Annotated in this window: 20 protein-coding genes and 2 tRNA genes; 15 read left to right on the top strand and 7 right to left on the bottom strand. The window is 49.2% G+C overall.

Features of this window, described 5'->3' with window-relative positions; genetic code table 11:
• Positions 1 to 5: 5 nt before the first annotated feature.
• From BQ6873_RS04500 to BQ6873_RS04475, 6 genes are all read right to left on the bottom strand, one after another.
• Entirely contained in the window at positions 6 to 1,634 is a 1,629-nt protein-coding gene (locus tag BQ6873_RS04500) for a class I adenylate-forming enzyme family protein (protein WP_076591580.1), read from the bottom strand.
• Positions 1,635 to 1,654: 20 nt separating this feature from the next.
• A complete protein-coding gene (locus BQ6873_RS04495) occupies positions 1,655 to 2,329 on the bottom strand; it encodes an acetyltransferase (protein WP_076591579.1) in 675 nt (224 codons plus the stop codon).
• A gap of 13 nt (positions 2,330 to 2,342) precedes the next feature.
• Positions 2,343 to 4,055, bottom strand: a complete 1,713-nt coding sequence (locus BQ6873_RS04490; protein WP_076591578.1) for an O-linked N-acetylglucosamine transferase, SPINDLY family protein — start codon at positions 4,053 to 4,055, stop codon at positions 2,343 to 2,345.
• A gap of 76 nt (positions 4,056 to 4,131) precedes the next feature.
• Entirely contained in the window at positions 4,132 to 5,715 is a 1,584-nt protein-coding gene (locus BQ6873_RS04485) for a GGDEF domain-containing protein (protein WP_076591577.1), read from the bottom strand.
• 225 nt (positions 5,716 to 5,940) lie between these two features.
• Positions 5,941 to 6,588, bottom strand: a complete 648-nt coding sequence (locus BQ6873_RS04480) for a response regulator (protein ID WP_076591576.1) — start codon at positions 6,586 to 6,588, stop codon at positions 5,941 to 5,943.
• A 106-nt stretch (positions 6,589 to 6,694) separates the two neighbouring features.
• Entirely contained in the window at positions 6,695 to 8,248 is a 1,554-nt protein-coding gene (locus BQ6873_RS04475; protein WP_231949277.1) for a PAS domain-containing sensor histidine kinase, read from the bottom strand.
• Positions 8,249 to 8,554: 306 nt separating this feature from the next.
• Between BQ6873_RS04475 and BQ6873_RS04470 the strand changes: the two genes are divergently transcribed.
• The 4 genes from BQ6873_RS04470 (at position 8,555) to oxlT (ending at position 12,598) form a co-directional block, all read left to right on the top strand.
• Positions 8,555 to 8,631 (top strand) — tRNA-Arg (locus tag BQ6873_RS04470).
• Between the two features lie 490 nt (positions 8,632 to 9,121).
• The gene (gene gdhA, locus BQ6873_RS04465; protein WP_076591575.1) at positions 9,122 to 10,465 is read left to right on the top strand and encodes an NADP-specific glutamate dehydrogenase; all 1,344 of its coding nucleotides are present in this window, start codon (positions 9,122 to 9,124) and stop codon (positions 10,463 to 10,465) included.
• Positions 10,466 to 10,729: 264 nt separating this feature from the next.
• Positions 10,730 to 11,047 (top strand): hypothetical protein, encoded by a 318-nt coding sequence (locus BQ6873_RS04460; protein ID WP_076591574.1) that lies wholly within the window; start codon positions 10,730 to 10,732, stop codon positions 11,045 to 11,047.
• Between the two features lie 237 nt (positions 11,048 to 11,284).
• Complete coding sequence (gene oxlT / locus BQ6873_RS04455; RefSeq protein ID WP_076591573.1) at positions 11,285 to 12,598, top strand: oxalate/formate MFS antiporter; 1,314 nt, start codon at positions 11,285 to 11,287, stop codon at positions 12,596 to 12,598.
• A gap of 163 nt (positions 12,599 to 12,761) precedes the next feature.
• Here oxlT and bamE read toward each other — a convergent pair whose 3' ends face one another.
• On the bottom strand, positions 12,762 to 13,271 hold the full coding sequence (gene bamE, locus BQ6873_RS04450) for an outer membrane protein assembly factor BamE domain-containing protein (protein ID WP_076591572.1): 510 nt from the start codon (positions 13,269 to 13,271) through the stop codon (positions 12,762 to 12,764).
• A gap of 151 nt (positions 13,272 to 13,422) precedes the next feature.
• Between bamE and rpsO the strand changes: the two genes are divergently transcribed.
• From rpsO to nuoF, 11 genes are all read left to right on the top strand, one after another.
• Positions 13,423 to 13,692, top strand: coding sequence for a 30S ribosomal protein S15 (rpsO, locus tag BQ6873_RS04445; RefSeq protein ID WP_076591571.1), 270 nt, complete (start codon positions 13,423 to 13,425; stop codon positions 13,690 to 13,692).
• A gap of 200 nt (positions 13,693 to 13,892) precedes the next feature.
• Positions 13,893 to 16,025 (top strand): polyribonucleotide nucleotidyltransferase, encoded by a 2,133-nt coding sequence (gene pnp / locus BQ6873_RS04440; protein WP_076591570.1) that lies wholly within the window; start codon positions 13,893 to 13,895, stop codon positions 16,023 to 16,025.
• 143 nt (positions 16,026 to 16,168) lie between these two features.
• Complete coding sequence (tpiA, locus tag BQ6873_RS04435) at positions 16,169 to 16,921, top strand: triose-phosphate isomerase (protein WP_076591569.1); 753 nt, start codon at positions 16,169 to 16,171, stop codon at positions 16,919 to 16,921.
• Positions 16,922 to 16,964: 43 nt separating this feature from the next.
• Positions 16,965 to 17,351: a preprotein translocase subunit SecG gene (gene secG / locus BQ6873_RS04430; protein WP_076591568.1), complete on the top strand. Its 387-nt coding sequence runs from the start codon at positions 16,965 to 16,967 to the stop codon at positions 17,349 to 17,351.
• Between the two features lie 85 nt (positions 17,352 to 17,436).
• Positions 17,437 to 17,521, top strand: a tRNA-Leu gene (locus tag BQ6873_RS04425).
• Positions 17,522 to 17,638: 117 nt separating this feature from the next.
• On the top strand, positions 17,639 to 17,998 hold the full coding sequence (locus BQ6873_RS04420; RefSeq protein ID WP_076591567.1) for an NADH-quinone oxidoreductase subunit A: 360 nt from the start codon (positions 17,639 to 17,641) through the stop codon (positions 17,996 to 17,998).
• A gap of 3 nt (positions 17,999 to 18,001) precedes the next feature.
• Positions 18,002 to 18,478 (top strand): NuoB/complex I 20 kDa subunit family protein, encoded by a 477-nt coding sequence (locus BQ6873_RS04415; RefSeq protein ID WP_012079319.1) that lies wholly within the window; start codon positions 18,002 to 18,004, stop codon positions 18,476 to 18,478.
• Between the two features lie 13 nt (positions 18,479 to 18,491).
• Positions 18,492 to 19,088 carry an NADH-quinone oxidoreductase subunit C gene (locus tag BQ6873_RS04410; protein WP_076591566.1) on the top strand — a complete coding sequence of 199 codons (597 nt, stop codon included), beginning with the start codon at positions 18,492 to 18,494 and terminating at the stop codon, positions 19,086 to 19,088.
• Positions 19,088 to 20,341 carry an NADH-quinone oxidoreductase subunit D gene (locus BQ6873_RS04405; protein ID WP_076591565.1) on the top strand — a complete coding sequence of 418 codons (1,254 nt, stop codon included), beginning with the start codon at positions 19,088 to 19,090 and terminating at the stop codon, positions 20,339 to 20,341. The genes BQ6873_RS04410 and BQ6873_RS04405 overlap by 1 nt, the downstream gene beginning before the upstream one ends.
• A 27-nt stretch (positions 20,342 to 20,368) precedes the next feature.
• A complete protein-coding gene (gene nuoE, locus BQ6873_RS04400; protein ID WP_076591564.1) occupies positions 20,369 to 20,848 on the top strand; it encodes an NADH-quinone oxidoreductase subunit NuoE in 480 nt (159 codons plus the stop codon).
• The gene (gene nuoF, locus BQ6873_RS04395) at positions 20,845 to 22,140 is read left to right on the top strand and encodes an NADH-quinone oxidoreductase subunit NuoF (protein ID WP_076591563.1); all 1,296 of its coding nucleotides are present in this window, start codon (positions 20,845 to 20,847) and stop codon (positions 22,138 to 22,140) included. Before nuoE ends, nuoF begins: the two co-directional genes overlap by 4 nt.
• Positions 22,141 to 22,178: the final 38 nt, after the last annotated feature.

The raw sequence follows: 22,178 nt of genomic DNA, 5'->3' as shown, positions 1-22,178 counted from the left end.
GTCGATCAGGAGGTTGTTGCCTTTGTTTCGATGTGAATTGCGACATCGCTTGCTGTGTTGCTAAATCTGTTTGTCAACTGAAACTTCATCAGTTTCCCCATACTGTTGCGCGGTAATGTCTCGATAATGAAAAATTTTCGAGGTTGCTGGAAATCTGCCAACTGTGCGGCGCAATGAAATCGGAGTTTTCGCAATTCGCCATCGGTATCGAAGCGGATGGCATCTTTCGGAACAATGGCAACGGCAACAACTTCTCCAAGATTGGCATCTGGATAGGCGAATGCAGCCGCTTCCAGTACCGCAGGATGCTCGGTAAGTGCCGCCTCGATATCGGCAGGATAGACGTTGATACCACCAGTCACGATGATGTCTTTTTTTCGGCCGAGAAAATGCAGAAAACCGTCTGCATCCAGTGTGCCGATGTCGCCGGTGCGAAAATACTCCCCCCACATTGCTGCCTGAGTTAGTTCCTGCCGCTTGTAATAACCGCCGAACAGCATCGTCGTTTTACATACAATTTCACCTGGCTGGCCGGCTGCTACGACATGGTCATGGGCATCGATGATCATAATGTCCACGCCAGGTGCGCTGATGCCTACGGAATTTAATTTGGTTCGTGCAGCGCTGCCGTCCAGATTAGATGCGATGGCGATTTCGGACGTGCCGTAGCATTCGTGAAAATCGCAATCTAATTTGGCAAGCAGCTTTTCTTTTAATTCTGACTCCAATAGCGCAGAAGACGAAACGACGCAACGCAGGCTGCGCATGGCAGTCGGCGCAACGTTTGGCAGGTAATCAACGATTTGTTTGAGTTGAGATGAAACAGCGATTGTGAAAGTAACGGTTTGTGCCTCGATGTGTTTTATCCATTCTGTTGCAGAGAATTTGTCCATTAATACTGACGTGCCGCCGGTCAGTAGTGGAATAAGCACAAGTCTTTCTGCTAACGAATGGTAGAGGGGGGTGGCTGCAAGAGTGATATCGGTCGCGTGGATGTTGTACAGCGCTATTGCCGCAGCTACGCGATTCAACTTGGTACGTTGTGTGAGGATGATGGGTTTTGGGTCGCCGGTAGAGCCAGATGTCATCGTCAAGATGAGGGCATCATCGGTTTGTCCCCAGTTAAGCAATGCCGCCTCATGATGGGCTGTGCTCAGTAACGTTGAGAGATATTCAATGTTGGGTAATGCAATATCGTCCACTGCCTCATCAATCGCCAGCCATAATCCGCTTACTTCTGGGAAGTCGTCGCGCGACAACTCTTCCAGCAAAGTAGTAGTCGAGACGACATGTTTGACGTCCGTGGCATTGAACGCTTTGCGTATGGCAGCAGCAGTCAGCGATGTATTTAGTGGTACCAGAACGGCACCGAGGTCTGCGGCAACCAGTATCAGTGCAACGAACTCGATGCTGTTCGGCAGTAATACGCCTATATGATCACCACGGTTGACGCCTCTTTGAGACATTGCCTGCGACCAGCGGCAGACCAATGATGCGAGCGCGTGGTACGTTATTTTTTTATCTTGGCAGATGACCGCAATTTTTTCTGCCTCGCGTTGCGAGCAGGCGAGGAAAAGTGTGGCGAGCGTATAGTTTGCTTGAGGGATGCTCGGAGTATGATTTGCGAGTTTCATTATTTTTGTTATTTCTTTCGCTATTTCATCAACTGACTGAACTTAAGAAAGGCCTTGCTTTTTAGTTTGAACAACAGGCCTGGCTCAGATAAGTAAACCTGCTCATCTTTGGTTGAACGATTGATTAAGGTGTTGGCTGCAATGAAGTTGCGTGCCCCGACTTTTACGTTATGTCCAACAGATGCATTGACGCCGAAAAAACTGCCGGCACCGATTGTGCAGCCACCAGCAATGGCTACACCGGAATTGATCCAGTTGTTATTTTCGATAATGCAGTCGTGACCAATATTGACGTTGCTTGAGATAAACGTGCCGACATCAATTCGGCAACCCGGATGCACAGAGACGTGGTCCAGCAAAATGCAGTTTTCACCTATTGTCACTCCATCGTGTTGAATGACCGATGAATGGATAAAGCGCGTAAAACTGTATCCCTTTTGTTGTGCTTCGATATATTTTCGTTCGCGTAGTGCATTCAAATCTGTGTAACCGATCGCGAGGATCATATTATGCGATGAGGTATTCCATTTTTTTTCTACCAGACTGAACGGTACCAATGGCAATCCGAGGAAATTGTTCGTTCCTTCGGCAATACAGATGTCGTCAACGGTAAAACCGCAGATATCCATGCTGTGGCGCGCGTAGGAATACAGTACCTTGGCCATCGCGCCATTTCCATAAATGATGGTCTTCATGTCTTTTCGCTCATTACGCTGATTCTTGAGATGCGCACCATGTACGCCACATTGTTCGATAGGCGTTTTCAACTGCCAATGTGAACTCCTTCGGACCAGAACCAGATCCTGTTGCAACCATCGTACGGCAGATTGAGCGTAATGCAGAAAGACGTGGCAGATCGTTGGCGTACTCTACAACTAGCCGTAGGTAATCCTCCTCATCTGTAGCGATGCATTCTGTGAGTCCGATGCGCGACATGATCGCAACACCGACGCGCGAAATTGACGAATTACCCGCAAGTGTAATGACTGGGACACCCATCCATAATGAATGGTTGGACGTTGTGCCACCATTGTAAGGGAAGGGGTCGAGTGCAAGATCGATTTCACCGTGCAGTGCCAGATAATCGCGCAGCGGCATGTTGGGTTTCAGTATGATGCGTTCGGCGGCAATCCCCTGCTGAGAAAATTGATCGAATAATTGTTGACGTGTTTGTTCGTTGCGGGCATTGCCAAGTATCAGGCGTGCAGAGGGGAGCGCATGTAGGATACGAGACCAGAGCCGAATTGTTCTCTTACTGATTTTGGCAAGGTTATTTAAGCAGGCTAGGGTAAAGACGGGGGAGCTCAAGGCCGGTAATGGTGATACTTCTGGACTGTCAGTCGGCGGCTGATAAGTTGCTGCGGTCGACAAACGTACTAGCGTTTCGGTATGCCAGGCCTCGGTCATGCCGGGCGGATCCATGTCAATGTCGGTGAGGCGATAATCGATGGCTTGTAAGCCGGTGGATGCAGGAATGCCGACGGATGTTACTTGTACCGGCGCAGGTTTGCGTGCGAATGTTAACAGGCGATTATGTGCAGTGTGGCCAGACAGGTCGACTAGTACGTCGATCCCGTCTTGCAGGATTTGCGCAGCAAGTTGATCTTCCGATAGATCTTTGCAGACTATCCAGTGATCGGCCGATTTCTTGAGTTGTTCAGTGATGTCATCGTGGATGTGAGAATTCGAGTAGCAAAAAACTTCAAAATGGGCGTGATCGTGGTTAACAAAAATAGGCTGGATGAAATAGGCTACCGCATGATTGCGAAAATCGCCGGATACATAGCCTAGCTTGATCCGTTTTTTAGGATCTGGTGTGTTGGTGTGCGCTGGCCAATAGGCTTTCAGGGGCACTTCGAACTGTGCTGCAAATCGCAAGGCTTCTGCATAAAACTGTTCTGGCCCCGATAGTGGTGGACGTACATTCTGGTTGTCGTTTCCTTGTGCTGTCGATAAGTTGTTTTGCGCCAGGACAAAATCAGGTTGTAGCGAAAGTGCTTGTTGAAAGCATACGATTGCTTCATCAATTCGACCTTGCTCTTTTAACGCAGAACCAAGATTGTTGTGTGCGAGCGCATAGGCGGGATTAATCAGCAAAGCATTGCGATAGCAGGCTATGGCATCTTCAGTCTGCTGCAATCCTTGATAGGCAGTACCCAGATTGCAGTAAAAATCGGGATTGTCCGGTTTGAGTGTAATCGCCTTGCTAATCAAATTGATCGCGAGTTCGTGTTTGCCAATTTGATAGGCAAGAACGCCGAGGAGATGCGACGCTGTTACATGGTTTGGCTCTTGCTTTAGTATTTGTCGATAGCGAATGCTAGCCTTTTCAAGATTGCCATTTTGATGGAAGTTGATCGCAGCTTGTAAGTCAAGCTCGATATCCGAAGCTTGCTCTTTCAATTGTTCTGATTCTTGCATAATGTTCCATCTCAAAAAACGATGAATTACGTGTACATATCATTAAGTTCTGTCGTTGTGCAACAAGAAAGTCGCATCAATTTGCTGCGATGACCCGGTTTTTCCCAGCTTTTTTCGCTTTATACAAAGCGGCATCCGCACGTTTGATCATCGATGGCTGATCTTCTTTTTCGTTGCGCAAGGCGACGCCGGCGCTGAATGTCATGAGCAGACGCGTGTGGTTGTGCATGAATATCTGCTTGGTGAGCTCTCTCTGCAGGCGTGTGATGGTTTGAATGGCTTCTTCCATTGATGTATCTGGCAGCACGATCAAGAACTCTTCGCCGCCAAAGCGGGCAATCATATCCATGGAGCGCAGTGTCTCCTTGATAACACGCACCAAGTGGATTAATGCTTCATCGCCAGCAGTGTGGCCGTACTTGTCATTGATTTTCTTGAAATCGTCCAGATCGAGCATGGCGATGCAAAGTGGCGATGCGCGTCTATCGGCGCGTGCCATTTCGCGTTCAAGCACATCATCCAGACCACGACGATTGAGGCTGCCGGTCAGTTGATCTTCGCGTACCAGCTCACTCATTTGTTCCAGTTGCAGCTCCAGATTATGGATGCGTGCTTCGGCGTCTTCGACATCTTTGCGTGCGGCGATGATGATGTCGCGCGAACGTAGCGCCTCGGTTTGTGCGATGCGCGTCTCGCGCTTCACTTCGTCGAGTATCTTGTTGAGCTTGGTGATATCGGCAGTCTGCGTAATCTCTTTTGAGTAACGGTCAATCTGCTGATGGTAGTTGCCAGTGGTATTGGCGATGTCTGCAAGGCGATCGATAAATGTATTGACCATATTTTTGACGGAAGTTTTTGCATCGACGAGACTGTGTTTAAGAGTCCCTTGTTTGTAGATCACTTCTTTCAGACTGCGCATGACTTCGTTGAGTGCAACGTCATTAATAGGTGCTGAAATCAGATTGCGGACGGCTTCGATTTGTCCTTGCATCCATGAGTCTTGTTCGAGCAGATTGCTGATATTTTCCAGTAGCAATCTAAATACACGGAGCAACAGTTCCTGCTGTTCTGCCATGTCACCGCTTTGCAATTCAATCTTGAAGCACAGTTGTTTCAGGCGCGCTGAAACCTCGTTGAGTGCGGATTCTGTTTGAGCATCCTTGATCGACCGGCCCAAGGCTTCGGCTTCTTCCGCTAGCGCAGGTGCACCTTGTAGCAAGGAGGCAACTGCGAGCGAGAGTGTGCGCGTCAGCAAGTCGCGCAACATGAGCGGTTGCGGATCGTCTATCAATGACATCGTCGTGTTGACGACAGTCGGTGCTGTGCTGGTATTGGTGCTGCTTTGCGCGGATAGCTGGGTTTGGTAATGCTTGACCAATTGGGTCAGGCCTTTGCTGTAATCCGGCCAGTAAGGTGTGGTCGCTGCTTCCTGCAAGGTCTTGCCGATGATGGCGACACCATCCGGTGCATTGAGCAAGGTGGTGGCAAACTCGGCGAGAACTTCTTCTGCGGTTGGCTCCATGGCGTAGCCGGCGATCTCATCATAGATCGCACGGTAGGCATCGGGCGTTGGGGCAATTCTGCGGACGGCTAGTTGACGGAAAGCTTCGCGTGCGATCTCTGCAGGGTTTTGTGACGGGTTGTCTCGCTTGTCTTGCATGAAGGCACGCACGTTTCTTTATCGTTGATCGGCCGGAAGTCGGCTTATCTCTGAATAATATAACTATGCAGACAAGTTTGATGATGGGATTAGGCGGGCAAATGATTGTCACTTTGCCGCTTTATCTAGACCTGCGCTAAAAAGAGAAGCTGCCGAGGAGTTGATATCTTGTTGATTAGATAAGACATTGTTGCAGGTGAAGCTCCAAGGCCGAAGCTTTGATGTTTATTCGACCAGATGATTTTTGATCGCGTAATGGGTCAGTTCGGCGTTATGGCGTAGTTTCATTTTTTGCAATAAGCGCGAGCGATACATGCTGATCGTTTTGACGGACAAGACCAATTCGTTAGCGATGTCGCTGACAGTTTTGCCGGAAGCAATCATGGTCAGGGTTTGGTATTCGCGATCGGACAGGGTTTCGTGCAGCGGCGTTTCGTGATCGTCGCTGATTTGGTTGGCCAGTTCTTGCGCCAAGGCTGCACTGATGTACTTGCGTCCGGTGGCAACCTGACGAATGGCGTTGACCAGTTCAGCCGGTGCACTTTGCTTATTTAGATAACCGGAGGCGCCAGCTTTGAGCGAGCGGATGGCGTATTGATCTTCACGATGCATGGACAGCATGAGAACGGCGATCTTCGGAGACTCTTTCTTGACCTGCTTCAGCACCTCGATGCCACTGCGGTCTGGCATCGAAATATCCAGTAGCAGTACGTTGCATGCGCCTTCGCGCGATAACTTGATTGCTTCTATCCCGTTTTCAGCGTGACCGGCCACGATGATGTCTTTGGTGTCTGCCAGAATTTGCTTCAGCCCTTCGCGTACGATCGCATGATCATCAGCAATAAGGACTTTGATTACGTTCTTCGTTGTCATTGTTCTGTTTTTATAGAATCTGCGTGTCGCCAGATATTGGTTGGCGATTCGTCCGAATGTGACAAATTTTGGACGAGCATAGCGCTATATGACCAAATTATGTCGTTTAATGTCCAATATTATTCGTCTGAATGCGGTCAGACGGCAAGGTATGGGGCAACGGGACATTGATAGCAACGACTGTGCCACCTTTAGGTGCTGTGCTGACAGACAAACTGCCACCCATGGCGACGGATCGTTCTACCATGCCGCGGATGCCAAATGACTTTGGTTTTGTACGATCTGCGACCTTGATGCCACGTCCGTTATCTGTAATCTCTAATCTGACGTAAAGATGTGTGTGCACCAGTTGTACATTGACCTGACTTGCTTTTGCGTGTTTTGCAATATTGGTCAGTGCTTCCTGAAAAATACGGAATAGGGCTGTCGCCTGATCCAGGCTCAAATCGATTTCAGCTTTGTTGGACAGAAATTCACAGGGAATGCCCAATTGCTTCTCGAACTCACCGGCTTGCCATTCAAGCGCAGCTACCAAACCGAAATCGAGAATCCCTGGGCGCAGATCGCCGGCGATGCGGTGTACGGTTTCTATAGTGCGATCGACCAGCGACTCAACGTAGGCAGCTTTCTCTGTGAGTTCTGGTGTTTTGACGGGCAGGCGGCGTGTTAATAGAGCAAGTGCCATTTTGATGGCAGTCAGATTGCCGCCCAAGTCGTCATGGATTTCGCGTGCGATGCGCGTGCGCTCTTTTTCCTTGACGGTATCGACGTGGGCTGACAACTCTGCCAATTGCGCGCGTGAACGGATGATTTCTTCCTGTTCCAGTTTGCTGGCAGTGATGTTGGTCATGATGCCTTCCCACTGCACGTTATGCTCATCGAGTGCGCGTGGTGTCGCGCGAAGATTGATCCACTTGATGTCTTTCCATTTTTCTACCCAGATACGGCCTTCCCAGTTCCAGTTGCTCATTTCTGAGGTAGAGATACGCATCGTCTCGCGATAAGAGGATCTGTCTTCAGGAAGAATCAGATCAACGAATAGAGATGGCGACTCATGTAATTCTTCCGATGTAATTCCCAATAGCGCTTCGCAACCATCGCTTACATAGGGGAAGGAAAACTTTCCATCGTCACACAACAGGAATTGATAAACTAGTCCCGGGGTATTGGATACCATCGCACTGAGACGAGATTCACTTGCGCGTAAAGCCTTATCCGATTTGTCGCGCGAGCTGACATCGTTGCCGATGGCAATGATGGTCGGTGCGGTATCGGATGCTAAATAGAACAGCTGGAATTCAATCGGATAGTGCGTGCCGTCCTTGCGCGTATGCAGCGTGTTGATCGCAACAGAGGTTTTGCTACCATCTTGCAAGCCTTGGATAAATTGCGAGTAGACCGCTGGCGTCACGTTCTTGGCGACGCAGGTCGGCGACATTTGCGCCAATTCATCCTGACTGTATTGCAGATTGTTTAAAGCGGTGGGATTGGCATATTCAAAGCGTAAGGTATTACAGTTCAATACGTAGATTTCGCTGAACGACCCTTGCAGGATCGTTGGTAACCACTCGGCGTGCATCGTGTTAATGATGTTTCCTTTTTCTTCAATGTTTTTTTCGCTTTTGGGACGACGGGCTTGGTATTGGCGATTGGCGACCATATTGGCTCCGGCAAGCTACTGTATTTGGCGATAAAAATCACTTTGCCGACTTTAGCATAAGTTTTTTCGCCAACATGCTTGCAAGTAATAAGAGGGCTGCAAGTTTGTCTTGAGTGCGACGATGTGTGAAACGATGCGTGCTTTATATATAAGAACTTGTTGATGAAGGATGTGTATCTCGCATCGTTTTCGTGATTTCTTGCTGCCGAAATTTGCAGAACATTCTGATCGTTGAAAGAAAGTTGATAAAAATCTTCACGAGAGGCTTCCAAAATGAATTCTACTCATGCTATAATTTTTTCTTTCGCGGCTGTAGCTCAGCTGGATAGAGTACTTGGCTACGAACCAAGGGGTCGTGGGTTCGATTCCTGCCAGCCGCACCAGATATAAAGGGTCCATCGCAAGATGGGCCCTTTTTTCTATTCTGCTTTTCTGTTTTACAGAAAATCGCATCAGGTCTTTTTTGTTATCCCTCTTCTTATCGTCATCACGCAAAGCCAAACATTCGTTTTATTCAAAACGTCTGTACTCAACATTTTTTGTTCTTTGTGTGTTGATCGTTGCATTCACATAATGTGTTTGAGTTCGAGGCCGAGCTGCTTAAAGAAAGCACTTTCACTAATCTGTTCATCAAGAAACAAGATGCCGTTGAAAATGCCAGTGGCCTAGCATTGATATTTTTCATGTATTTATGTGTGTCGCACCTCATTTTTTGTCGACGAAACTTGTCAAATTGCACTAAAATAGTGCGCTCTGTGCAAAAAGCGCAGATTCAGCTCGTCCCTTCAAGCAGTAAATAACGCTAAACACAGATTGTGATTCGATAGTGAAATCAGATCGAAGGCGTACGCCCCCATTTTATTAGGAGAAATTTTGACTCACGCCAATGTGGATGGCTTCCTTGCCATGGTCGCCAAGCGCGACCCGCATCAACCAGAATTCCAGCAAGCAGTTAAAGAAGTCATGCTTAGCTTGTGGCCCTTTATTCAAAACAATCCGAAGTATGCAAAAGAAGGTTTGTTGGAACGCTTGGTAGAAGCTGAACGCGTCATTCAATTTCGTGTGTCCTGGGTAGATGATCGCGGTCAAGTGCAAATCAATCGCGCTTTCCGTATTCAGCACAGCTCGTCGATAGGCCCATTTAAAGGAGGTATGCGTTTCCATCCGTCAGTCAATCTGTCGATTTTGAAATTCCTCGCCTTCGAACAAACGTTCAAAAATGCATTAACGACTTTGCCTATGGGCGGCGGCAAAGGCGGTTCCGACTTCGATCCTAAAGGCAAAAGCGATGGTGAAGTGATGCGCTTCTGCCAGGCTTTGATGTTTGAGCTGTACCGTCATCTGGGTTCGGATACAGATATCCCTGCCGGCGACATCGGTGTCGGTGCGCGCGAGGTTGGCTATATGGCTGGCATGATGAAGAAGTTGTCGAACGATACGTCGGCTGTTTTCACTGGTAAAAGCTTGGCCTATGGCGGTAGTTTGATGCGCCCTGAAGCGACTGGTTACGGTACGGTTTACTTCGCGGAAGAAATGTTGCGTCGTAACGGCAAATCCTTCGATGGCATGACAGTCTCTGTTTCCGGTTCCGGCAACGTAGCGCAATACGCAGTTGAAAAAGCGATGGAGCTGAATGCCAAAGTTGTGGCGATGTCCGACTCCAACGGTACTGTGTATGACAAAGACGGTTTCAACGAAGAGAAACTGGCAGCACTGATGAACTTGAAGAATGTCCAGCGTGGTCGCATAGAGGACTTCGCCAAGGAATTCAAACTGCAATATGAGCCGGGCAAAAGACCGTGGCATATCCCGGTACAGATTGCATTGCCTTGCGCAACGCAAAATGAATTGGATGGCAAGGATGCAGAGACGCTGGTTAAAAACGGTGTTATCTGCGTTGCGGAAGGCGCCAACATGCCATCCACGCTGGACGCGGTTGATGTTTTCCTGAAGGCGGGAACACTCTACGCACCGGGCAAAGCGAGTAATGCAGGTGGTGTCGCGACCTCAGGTCTGGAAATGTCGCAGAATGCTTTGCGTTTGTCATGGCATCACGCAGAAGTGGATGAGCGCTTGCATAGCATCATGAAAGAGATCCATCTCAATTGTGCGCACTACGGTAAGCGTGCTGATGGATCGGTCAACTATGTCGACGGCGCAAACATCGCCGGTTTCGTTAAGTTGGCTGACGCGATGCTGGCGCAAGGCGTGTACTAATAGTTTCTATAAAGCACTATTCTGAACGCTCCCTCACTGGGAGCGTTTTTTTTTCGTACGTATTATCCCTTATCAAGGAAGGCTAAAAGGGTACTCAAAATTGTGCCATTATCTGTCTTTGGAATATCTGTCAGTCGGCGATTGAATAACTGCCGGACGAGAAATTCTAATTGGATTTATAATCAGTGCACTGATGCAACAAATTATCTCAATTGATCCCGTGCGCTGTTTGTTCAAGTGCAACCGTCAGGATCATTGCTACAAATGAAATCCCGTTCTTCAATTGTCTATATCTGGTTTGCCTTCTTGCTGCTCTTTTCGCAGCACGTTGCGTTTGCCGGTGCGCTGACATTTGTACAACAGACGGCTTTCGATCATCAGTGCACGCTGGAAGAGGGCGATTCTGCTGATGGCAACCTTTCCAAGCATCTCGCATTAGATGAATTTGATGACGGCGCTTCGTCGTTATCCATCACGCCGTATGTGCCGCAGTTGGTCGTGGCACAGCTTGAAGTCACCTTCGAGCAATTCCTCTCGGTAGCCTCGCTACCATACCGCTCCCGCGCACCACCTCTCGTTTAGCAGGCATTTGACGTAATGGCGTGTGCTTGTCATCTGCACACATCTGGCCATGTTGGTCAACGTCATCAATCACGCGAATAAGTCATAGATCGTCGGATGGTCTTGACCTACATCGGAAACCTTACGTTTCCCTATTCGGATGCCTGCAGTCAAACAATCAATTTCGAAACAAGCTAGTCGGCCCGTAGTGGCTAATCGACTCTGTTTCAACGTTTATGACTTCTTGAGAGGTAGTTAATGAGCAACAATCAAACAATAAGCGCGTCTAATTTGCAGGGCGCAAAAGGTTACAAAAACCGCTGGATGCAACTGATCATTGGTATTGCGTGTATGGCTTTTATGGCTAACTTGCAATATGGCTGGACACTGTTCGTCACGCCTATCGACAATGCGCATCACTGGGGTAAAGCAGCGATTCAACTCGCGTTTTCGATTTTCATCGTGACAGAAACTTGGTTGGTTCCTATCGAGGGTTATCTGGTTGATAAATTCGGCCCACGTCCTGTCGTTGCTGTCGGTGCTGTTTGTGCCGGCCTGGGTTGGGTACTCAACAGCTACGCTGATACTCTGCCTATGCTGTATTTCGCTGCAGTTGTTTCCGGCGTTGGTGCCGGTTGCGTTTATGGTACCTGTGTTGGTAATGCTTTGAAACTGTTCCCGGATCGTCGTGGTTTGGCTGCTGGTTTGACTGCAGCTGGTTTCGGTGCAGGCGCTGCGATCACCGTGATTCCAATTGCGAACATGATCCAAACTTCGGGCTACCAACAAACATTCTTCACCTTCGGCATCATCCAAGGCGTCAGTATTTTCATCTTGTCGCTGTTGCTGATCAAACCAGTTGCTCCTAAAGCTGCATTGGCAAAAGCTGGTTCCGCAACCAAGGTTGATTACACCACCAAGCAAATGCTCAAATCGCCTGTGTTCTGGGTTCTGTACATGATGTTCGTTCTGGTTGCTTCCGGCGGCTTGATGGCAACAGCACAGCTCGGCCCGATCGCAACTGATTACGGTCTTGCTTCCTTGCCAGTGACATTGTTCGGCGTCACCTTGCCATTGCTGACCATGACCTTGTCTATCGACAACGTTGCAAACGGTATTACACGTCCACTGTGCGGTTTCATCTCCGATAAAATCGGTCGTGAAAACACCATGTTCATCGTCTTCATCGGCGAAGGCTTGGCATTGCTGGGCTTGATGACCTGGGGCCACAACATGTACGCATTCATGTTCTTCGCTGCCTTGATCTTCTTGTTCTGGGGTGAAATTTTCTCGATCTTCCCAGCAATCTGCGCAGATATCTTCGGTAGCAAATATGCCGCTGGTAACTCCGGTACCTTGTACACCGCTAAAGGTACGGCTGCTTTGCTGGTGCCATTGGCATCGGTGTTGGCAGTTGGTGGTGGCTGGAGCCGCGTATTCGTGGTGGCAGCAATCATCACGATCTTCTCGGGTCTGTCAGCTAAATTGATCTTGAGCCCTATGCGCAAACGCATGCAGGCAAAAGAAGTTGCCGCTGCAGCAGAAGTCGCAGACGAACGCGTTACTGCTTAAAGTGCATGCGGAAAGCATGTCGTGACAATGTCGGGCAACTCACTATTTGAGTTGTCGCTTTGTAGAAGATTACTCTCTTTAAATAGAGAATAATAAAAAGGCTGATGCCATAAGCATCAGCCTTTTTTCTTTGGTGTATCGACAGCGTGAGTTTGCTTGGTACTTACAGGCGGCCGGAGCCAAACATGCCGTCACGTTCGAAGCGCAAATCCTGGCCGTTTTGCATCATTTTGACGATGCCGTTGTTGTCGAAATGGACGTGCATAACGGAGTTCCAAACACCAGCTTCCTTGTACGGATAGCTCCATACTTCAAGCTGAAGGCGGGATAGGTAAGAGGTTTCGGAAGGGTGTCCGACAGTACGGAGAACATCTTCCTTGGTTGCGATACCTGGTTTGATGGTTGCAAATTTCTCTACAGTTAAGACTTGCTCATAGGAAACCAGATTTCCGTTGCGATCAAAGCGAGCCATATCTGTGGCTTGCCCCCAAGGGTTGCGTGTGTATTCGAGCAAATACCCGTTACGCTCTTCAATCCGTGCGCTTGGTCGCCCCAGTTTGGCGACAATCGAAGCTTCAGGCTCACCGACGCTGATTGGCGGCGGCATCAGCACAGCACAGGCGCTCAGCATGAGGAGTAATCCGCCTAATATTGCTTTTTGACTATATTTCATGCTGTTTCCTTCAAATAAATACGCTAAGTGTTTGAATCGCCTAGGTCTTTCCGCTATACTGCGGGGCTGGTTAATTCGACCAGTTTATTTAATCGTTGTTCACGGTGTATGGGGTCAAGACTCTATGCATCGCATGTGAAAGGTAAGTCTCATGTCTCTCGAAAAAGCAAGCAAAGCAGCTATTGTTGCTGATAACGCCCGCGGTCAAAACGATACCGGCTCCCCAGAAGTGCAAGTTGCATTGCTGACAGCTCGTATCAACGAACTCAACGGCCATTTCAAAGCACACTCCAAAGATCATCATTCCCGTCGTGGTTTGATCATGATGGTTAATCGTCGTAAGAGCCTGTTGTCGTACCTCAAAGGTAAAGACGCTACTCGTTACCGCGATCTGATTGTAAAGCTCGGTCTGCGCAAGTAATTCGTTGCGCTATTTTATCCGGCTTTCATAGATAAAAATGCCTGCGTCAGTTCTCTGATGCGGGCATTTTGTCTTTTGGTGGTTTGTACTTGTTTGTAAAGAAGTCAGCAATAAAAACGATCGTTCATTTTGAACCATCGTTTGTGGTGAGGTGAACGACAGCGCCTGAAAATCTGTCGGTAAAATTAGAAAGGAACACCGTGTTTAATAAAGTCACTAAAACCTTCCAGTATGGCCAACATACGGTCACGCTTGAAACCGGCGAAATCGCCCGTCAAGCTTCCGGTGCTGTACTTGTCTCGATTGAAGACACTGTTGTGCTGGCTACTGTTGTGGCAAAAAAAGATGCCAAGCCAGGTCAAGACTTCTTCCCATTGACTGTTGATTATGTAGAAAAAACCTACGCTGCCGGTCGTATTCCAGGTGGCTTTTTCAAACGTGAAGGCCGTCCTTCCGAAAAAGAAACACTGACATCGCGTCTGATCGATCGTCCGATCCGTCCGTTGTTCCCAGAAGGTTATTTGAACGAAGTGCAGATCATCATTCACGTGATGTCGGTTAATCCTGAGATTGATCCAGACATCGCTGCAATGATCGGCGCATCGGCGGCATTGTCGGTTTCCGGTATTCCATTCGCAGGCCCATTGGGTGCAGCTCGCGTTGGTTACATCGATGGTCAATACGTATTGAATCCGACATCATCGCAACTGAAAACATCGCAAATGGATCTGGTTGTTGCCGGTACCGAAACTGCAGTGTTGATGGTTGAGTCGGAAGCGCAACAATTGTCCGAAGAAGTGATGTTGGGCGCGGTTGTGTTCGGCCACGATCAAATGAAAGCAGTTATCGATGCGATTCACGACTTGGTGCGTGATGGTGGCAAGCCAGAAGTGCAATGGGCGCCTCCAGCAAAGAACGAAGCCTTGATCGCACGCGTAGCGCACTTTGCAGAAGCGAAATTGCGCGCTGCTTACCAAACCAAAGACAAGCAGGCACGTACTGCCAAGTTGAAAGATGCGTTTGCAGAAGTGAATGCTGAAGTCGCTGCAGAAGCTATCTCGGTCGGCGGCGTTGCTCCGGATTCATCCGAAGTTGGCAACATCCTGTTTGATTTGGAAGCAAAAATCGTTCGTTCGCAAATCCTTGATGGTGAGCCACGTATCGATGGTCGCGATACACGTACCGTTCGTCCAATCACAATCCGTACTGGCGTATTGCCGCGCACTCACGGTTCTGCATTGTTCACACGTGGCGAAACGCAAGCACTGGTTATCGCAACCCTGGGTACTGCACGCGACGAACAAAAGATCGACGCATTGATGGGTGAGTACTCGGATCGCTTCATGTTGCACTACAACATGCCTCCGTTCGCAACTGGTGAAACCGGTCGTGTCGGTACACCTAAGCGTCGCGAAATCGGTCACGGCCGTTTGGCTAAGCGCGCATTGGTTGCTGCTTTGCCAGCACCAGAAGATTTCAGCTACTCGGTTCGTCTGGTTTCGGAAATCACCGAATCCAATGGTTCGTCGTCGATGGCTTCGGTCTGCGGTGGCTGCCTGGCATTGATCGATGCTGGCGTTCCTATGCAAGCACACGTGGCTGGTATCGCAATGGGCTTGATCAAGGACGGCGGCAAGTTTGCAGTCTTGAGCGACATCCTCGGCGACGAAGATCACCTCGGCGATATGGATTTCAAAGTGGCTGGTACAGCAAACGGTATTACCGCGTTGCAAATGGACATCAAAATCCAAGGTATCACCAAGGAAATTATGCAAGTCGCTTTGGCGCAAGCTAAAGAAGGCCGTATCCATATCCTCGGTGAAATGGAAAAAGCAGTGCCAAGTGGCACGACTGGCGAATTGTCTGACTTCGCACCACGTTTGATCACCATCAAGATCAATCCGGAAAAAATCCGTGACGTGATCGGTAAGGGCGGCGCAGTTATTCGTGCATTGACCGAAGAAACCGGTACGCAAATCGATATCAGTGACGAAGGCGTGGTCACAATTGCATCCGTTGATGCAGCTGCTGGTCAAGAAGCTAAGCGTCGTATCGAAGAACTGACCGCTTCGGTTGAAGTTGGCAAGATCTACGAAGGTACCGTATTGAAACTGTTGGATTTCGGTGCAATCGTTCAAGTGATGCCAGGTAAAGACGGTTTGTTGCACATTAGTCAAATCGCTAATGAGCGCGTCAATGCAGTTGCTGATTACTTGTCAGAAGGTCAGCAAGTACGCGTTAAAGTTCTGGAAACAGACGACCGTGGCCGCTTGAAATTGTCGATGAAGGCAGCTGTTGCAGAAGAAAATCCAGAGCCGGCAGCGCAAGAGTAATCAACTGCCCGTTTTGTTGGATGTATAAAAACCGCCCACTGCGTAAGCCGTGGGCGGTTTTTCATTGGGGAAATGGGGTCTTAGTTTGACCGTGTTGACTGCAAAGAGCTAGAATAGCGGGTTATTAAAATCATAGGTTTTATATGCGCCGCAAACTCGTCGCAGGTAATTGGAAAATGAATGGCAGCTTAGCTGCCAATACTCAATTACTGACCGAGATCAAGAGCGAACTGGGTCGTGCTGGTGCATCATGCGATGTTGCAGTGTGCGTTCCGGCTCCGTATCTCGCTCAGTGCCAATCATTGTTGTTCAATACGCCTGTTGCGCTTGGCGCGCAGGACGTGTCTACGCATGAAGCAGGCGCGTACACCGGGGAAGTTTCAACCGGCATGTTGTCGGAATTTGCTTGCCGCTATGTGATTGTTGGTCATTCTGAGCGCCGTGCATATTTTGCTGAGTCGGATGAATTGGTCGCGCAAAAAACGGCGCGCGCTTTGATCGCAGGTTTGACTCCTATTGTTTGCGTTGGCGAAACATTGGCGCAGCGCGAAGCAGGGCAGACCGATGCTGTCGTCGGCGCGCAACTGAATGCGGTGTTATCGTCAATCGCTGCAAGCGATCTGGCAAAGATTGTTGTAGCATACGAGCCGGTTTGGGCGATTGGTACAGGCAAGACCGCAACGCCGGAAATGGCGCAAGAAGTACATGCGATGCTACGCAAGCAACTGCGTGCGAAAAATGCAGTTGCAGCAGAGGAAGTCAGAATTTTATACGGCGGCAGTATGAAGCCGGAAAATGCCAAGGAATTGCTTGCCATGTCAGATATCGACGGCGGCTTGATTGGCGGAGCAGCATTGAAGGCAGTGGATTTTCTCGCGATCATCCGTGCGGCGTAAGTCGCAATCAGCTTTATTACGAATTACTAAAACTGGAATTTAAATGAATAGTTTGCATACCATCATCGTCGTTGTTCAAGTGTTGTCGGCGTTGACGATTATTGGCCTCGTATTATTGCAGCACGGTAAAGGTGCTGATATGGGTGCGTCCTTCGGTTCTGGCGCGTCCGGTAGTTTGTTTGGTGCGACTGGTTCGTCCAACTTCTTGTCTAAATTTACTGGTGTTGCTGCAGTCATCTTTTTTGCTGCAACATTGGGTCTGGCGTTCATTGGAAATAAACCGGCAACTCCAAGTGCTGGTGTGATGGAAAATCTGCCGGTTTCTGCTGTTCCAGGCGCAGAAGCGACAGCTCCAGTTGCACCAACTGCGGCTCCAGTAACACCTGTTGTGCCATCCGGATCTGAGCAATCAAATCAGATTCCAAAATAAGAGCGTTTTATTCGCTTTTTGTTCTTGTTCTATTGCAATTGCTCATTGAATAAATGTGTCAAAGCAGGTTAGAATATGAGTCTTGGCCGACGTGGTGAAATTGGTAGACACGCTATCTTGAGGGGGTAGTGGCGAAAGCTGTGCGAGTTCGAGTCTCGCCGTCGGCACCAACGAAATTCTAAGCCAGCAAGGGGGATTCCTAAGCTGGCTTTTTATCGACAAAACTGTCGTTTGATTTAACGGATTATTTTGCAAGTCAATTAATCGTTCAACATACTGCGCTAATCGTGAACCTCGAAAACTATTTCCCCGTTTTGCTTTTTATTCTGGTCGGCATCGGTGTTGGTGTTGTGCCACAGGTGTTGGGTCGTGTGTTAGGGCCGCACAAGCCAGATGCACAAAAACTTTCCCCGTATGAATGTGGTTTCGAGGCGTTTGAAGATGCGCGCATGAAGTTTGACGTGCGTTACTATCTCGTCGCGATTCTGTTCATCCTGTTCGATCTTGAAGTTGCGTTCCTTGTGCCTTGGGCCGTGGCGATGCGCGAAGTCGGGATGCTGGGATTTTGGTCAATGATGATTTTCCTTGGAGTGCTGACTGTCGGTCTGGTGTTCGAATGGAAAAAAGGCGCGCTGGATTGGGAGTAAGTCATGGCAATTGAAGGCGTATTGAACGAAGGTTTCGTTACTACTACAGCTGACAAGCTGATCAACTGGACGCGCACAGGCTCTATGTGGCCAATGACGTTTGGTTTGGCATGCTGCGCAGTTGAAATGATGCACGCTGGCGCATCGCGTTACGATCTGGATCGTTTTGGTGTTGTGTTCCGCCCATCCCCACGTCAATCCGACGTGATGATCGTGGCAGGTACCTTGTGCAACAAGATGGCACCTGCGTTACGCAAGGTGTATGACCAGATGGCTGAGCCACGTTGGGTTATCTCGATGGGTTCTTGTGCCAACGGTGGCGGTTATTACCATTATTCGTATTCTGTTGTGCGCGGCTGTGATCGTATCGTTCCAGTCGATGTATATGTTCCTGGTTGTCCTCCAACTGCCGAAGCGCTGTTGTACGGGATCATGCAGTTGCAAAACAAGATCCGTCGTACCAATACGATTGCTCGCTAAGGCTGGTTTTTAAATGACGATCAAACTCGAACTTCTTGAAGCCGCTCTGCGCAACGCGCTGGGTGAGCAACTTCAAAGCCTGACGTTGGCATTGGGCGAAATTACCATTGTTGTGAAGTCGCATGATTATGCGTCGGCAATGCGTGTATTGCGTGATCATGCTGATCTGCGCTTTGAAGAAATGATTGACTTGTGTGGCGTTGATTACTCAACGTACGGTGATGATGCGTGGGAAGGTCTGCGCTTCGCAGTGGTTTCACACTTGCTGTCGATTAAACATAACTGGCGTGTGCGTGTGCGTGTGTTCGCAGCAGACGACGAAATGCCAGTGGTTGCATCGATGACTGATATCTGGCCTGCTGCCAACTGGTACGAGCGTGAAGCGTTCGACTTCTTTGGCATCTTGTTCGAAGGTCATAACGATTTGCGCCGCATCCTGACTGACTATGGTTTTATCGGTCATCCATTCCGCAAGGATTTCCCTGTCTCTGGCTATGTTGAAATGCGCTACGATCCGGAACAAAAACGCGTGATTTATCAACCCGTAACGATAGAGCCGCGCGAGAATGTGCCGCGCGTGATTCGTGAAGAACAATACGGGGCGAAATAATGGCTGAGATTAAGAATTACACCCTCAACTTTGGTCCTCAGCATCCTGCGGCGCATGGTGTGTTGCGCCTGGTTCTGGAGCTCGACGGCGAAGTTATTCAGCGTGCTGATCCGCATATCGGTCTGTTGCATCGCGCGACAGAAAAGCTGGCTGAACAAAAAACCTATCTGCAATCCGTGCCTTACATGGATCGCCTCGATTACGTCTCGATGATGTGTAACGAGCACGCGTATGTGATGGCTATCGAAAAGATGCTAAACATCGAAGTGCCTTTGCGTGCACAGTACATCCGCGTGATGTTCGATGAGATTACCCGTATCCTGAATCACCTGATGTGGCTCGGCGCACATGCGTTGGACGTTGGTGCAATGGGCGTGTTCTTGTACGCATTCCGTGAACGTGAAGACTTGATGGACTGCTACGAAGCAGTGTCAGGCGCACGTATGCATGCTGCTTACTATCGTCCAGGTGGCGTTTATCGCGATCTGCCGGATGCAATGCCGCAACACAAGGCATCGATCATCCGCAATGCAAAAGCGATCAGTCAACTGAACGAAAATCGTCAAGGTTCCTTGCTTGATTTCATCGAAGACTTCACCAATCGTTTCCCGACTTATGTCGATGAATACGAGACTCTGCTGACCGATAACCGTATTTGGAAGCAACGTCTGGTTGGTATCGGTGTAGTGTCGCCTGAACGTGCGATGGCTATGGGCTTTACTGGTGCGATGCTGCGCGGCTCTGGTATTGAGTGGGATTTGCGTAAGAAACAGCCATACGAAGTGTATGACTTGATGGACTTCGATATTCCGGTTGGTACTAATGGCGATTGCTACGATCGTTATTTGGTGCGCGTTGAAGAAATGCGTCAATCGAATCGCATCATCAAGCAATGCGTTGAGTGGCTGCGTAATAATGCCGGTCCTGTCATGACGAACAACCACAAGGTTGCACCGCCATCACGGGTAGGTATGAAGTCGAACATGGAAGATTTGATTCATCATTTCAAATTGTTCACTGAAGGCTTCCACGTGCCAGCAAGTGAAGCGTATGCAGCAGTGGAACATCCGAAAGGCGAGTTCGGCGTTTATCTGATTTCTGATGGCGCGAACAAGCCATATCGTATGAAGATTCGCGCACCAGGCTTCCCGCATCTGCAAGGTTTGGATGAAATGGCCAAGGGCCACATGATTGCCGATGCAGTAACCATCATCGGCACGCAAGATATTGTGTTTGGTGAAATTGACCGCTAATCGCGGATCAATAATTGAGGCATAGACATGCTGTTATCAGAGCAAACGTATAAAAGAATCGACCGCGAGGTTGCCAAGTTTCCTTCAGATCAAAAGCAGTCTGCGGTTATGGCCGCACTGCAGATTGCTCAGGATGAAACACGGTGGCTGCCACCTGAAGTCATGCAAGATGTTGCTGACTATCTGGGTATGCCTGCGATCGCGGTGCAAGAGGTTGCGACCTTCTACAACATGTACAACACCAAGCCGGTCGGCAAGTTCAAGATCTCGGTGTGTACTAACTTGCCATGCCAATTGTCTGGCGGCGAGAAGGCTGCGCATTATCTGAAACAAAAGCTCGGTATCGATTATCGTGAAACCACGGACGATGACCTGTTCACGCTGGTAGAAGGCGAATGCATGGGCGCTTGCGGTGATGCGCCTGTCATGCTGGTCAATAACAAACGTATGTGCAGCTTTATGTCGGATGAAAAAATCGACGCTCTGGTAGAGGAATTGAAGAAATGACCAGTCTGCATAATCGTCATATCAAGCCATTGATTTTCGCCGGCCTCACCGGTGATAACTGGGGTCTGGAAGAATACGTTAAACGTGGTGGTTACGCGTCGCTGAAGCGCATCCTGAGCGAAGGCATGACGCCTGAGCAAGTCATTGCTGAAGTCAAAGCATCGACATTGCGCGGTCGCGGTGGTGCAGGTTTCCCTAGCGGCTTGAAGTGGAGCTTCATGCCCAAGAATTACGCAGGCCAAAAGTATCTGGTTTGTAATTCGGATGAGGGCGAACCAGGCACATTCAAGGATCGCGACATTCTGCGTTACAACCCGCACGCTGTCATTGAGGGTATGACCATTGCTGCCTATGCAATGGGTGTCAGCGTTGGTTATAACTATATTCACGGCGAGATTTTTGCCGAATACGATCGTTTCGAAGAAGCACTGGAACAAGCTCGTGCAGCAGGTTTCCTTGGTGATCGCATCCTGGGTACTGAGTACAGCTTCCAGTTGCATGCATTCCATGGTTTTGGTGCGTATATCTGCGGCGAAGAAACCGCGTTGCTGGAGTCGCTGGAAGGCAAAAAAGGCCAGCCGCGCTTCAAGCCGCCGTTCCCAGCCAGCTATGGTCTGTACGGCAAGCCAACCACGATCAACAACACTGAAACATTTGCTGCAGTACCGTTCATCTTCCAGGTGGGCGCTGAAGCGTATGCCGCACTTGGTAAACCGAATAACGGTGGCACCAAGATTTTTTCGGTGTCTGGTGACGTGGAACGTCCAGGCAATTACGAAATCCCTCTGGGTACCCCATTTGCCGAGTTGTTGAAACTCGCCGGTGGCGTACGCGGTGGCAAAAAACTCAAAGCAGTTATTCCTGGTGGTTCGTCCGTTCCGGTCGTCAAGGGCGATCTGATGATGGCGACGGATATGGATTACGATTCGGTCGCCAAGGCAGGCTCGATGCTGGGCTCAGGCGCTGTCATCGTGATGGATGAAACACGTTGCATGGTGAAAGCACTGTTACGACTGTCTTATTTCTATTTTGAAGAATCTTGCGGTCAGTGTACGCCGTGCCGTGAGGGCACAGGCTGGTTGTATCGCATGGTGCATCGTATCGAGAACGGTCAAGGTCGTCCGGAAGATCTGGACATGCTGAACTCGGTCGCTGACAACATTCAGGGCCGTACGATTTGCGCACTCGGCGATGCAGCTGCGATGCCTGTACGTGCAATGATTCAGCAGTTCCGTGAAGAGTTTGAATATCACATTGAGCATAAACATTGCTTGGTGCCCGCTTACATTTAGCCGATCACTTCGTTTAGTTTTATAAACCTAGTGAGAAC

The organism is Herminiimonas arsenitoxidans, from assembly GCF_900130075.1.
In the GTDB taxonomy this organism is placed as follows: domain Bacteria; phylum Pseudomonadota; class Gammaproteobacteria; order Burkholderiales; family Burkholderiaceae_D; genus Oxalicibacterium; species Oxalicibacterium arsenitoxidans.
The sequence above is the reverse complement of the archived record's forward strand: the minus strand, read 5'-3'. Positions and strand labels throughout refer to the sequence as shown.

Bases quoted from the DNA above. Each gene is read 5' to 3' on its own strand.
- BQ6873_RS04500 (WP_076591580.1), bottom strand. From the start codon at position 1,634: ATGAAACTCGCAAATCATACTCCGAGCATCCCTCAAGCAAACTATACG.
- BQ6873_RS04495 (WP_076591579.1), bottom strand. From the start codon at position 2,329: ATGAAGACCATCATTTATGGAAATGGCGCGATGGCCAAGGTACTGTAT.
- BQ6873_RS04490 (WP_076591578.1), bottom strand. From the start codon at position 4,055: ATGCAAGAATCAGAACAATTGAAAGAGCAAGCTTCGGATATCGAGCTT.
- BQ6873_RS04485 (WP_076591577.1), bottom strand. From the start codon at position 5,715: ATGCAAGACAAGCGAGACAACCCGTCACAAAACCCTGCAGAGATCGCA.
- BQ6873_RS04480 (WP_076591576.1), bottom strand. From the start codon at position 6,588: ATGACAACGAAGAACGTAATCAAAGTCCTTATTGCTGATGATCATGCG.
- BQ6873_RS04475 (WP_231949277.1), bottom strand. From the start codon at position 8,248: ATGGTCGCCAATCGCCAATACCAAGCCCGTCGTCCCAAAAGCGAAAAA.
- BQ6873_RS04460 (WP_076591574.1), top strand. From the start codon at position 10,730: ATGAAATCCCGTTCTTCAATTGTCTATATCTGGTTTGCCTTCTTGCTG.
- oxlT (WP_076591573.1), top strand. From the start codon at position 11,285: ATGAGCAACAATCAAACAATAAGCGCGTCTAATTTGCAGGGCGCAAAA.
- bamE (WP_076591572.1), bottom strand. From the start codon at position 13,271: ATGAAATATAGTCAAAAAGCAATATTAGGCGGATTACTCCTCATGCTG.
- rpsO (WP_076591571.1), top strand. From the start codon at position 13,423: ATGTCTCTCGAAAAAGCAAGCAAAGCAGCTATTGTTGCTGATAACGCC.
- tpiA (WP_076591569.1), top strand. From the start codon at position 16,169: ATGCGCCGCAAACTCGTCGCAGGTAATTGGAAAATGAATGGCAGCTTA.
- secG (WP_076591568.1), top strand. From the start codon at position 16,965: ATGAATAGTTTGCATACCATCATCGTCGTTGTTCAAGTGTTGTCGGCG.
- BQ6873_RS04415 (WP_012079319.1), top strand. From the start codon at position 18,002: ATGGCAATTGAAGGCGTATTGAACGAAGGTTTCGTTACTACTACAGCT.
- BQ6873_RS04410 (WP_076591566.1), top strand. From the start codon at position 18,492: ATGACGATCAAACTCGAACTTCTTGAAGCCGCTCTGCGCAACGCGCTG.
- BQ6873_RS04405 (WP_076591565.1), top strand. From the start codon at position 19,088: ATGGCTGAGATTAAGAATTACACCCTCAACTTTGGTCCTCAGCATCCT.
- nuoE (WP_076591564.1), top strand. From the start codon at position 20,369: ATGCTGTTATCAGAGCAAACGTATAAAAGAATCGACCGCGAGGTTGCC.
- nuoF (WP_076591563.1), top strand. From the start codon at position 20,845: ATGACCAGTCTGCATAATCGTCATATCAAGCCATTGATTTTCGCCGGC.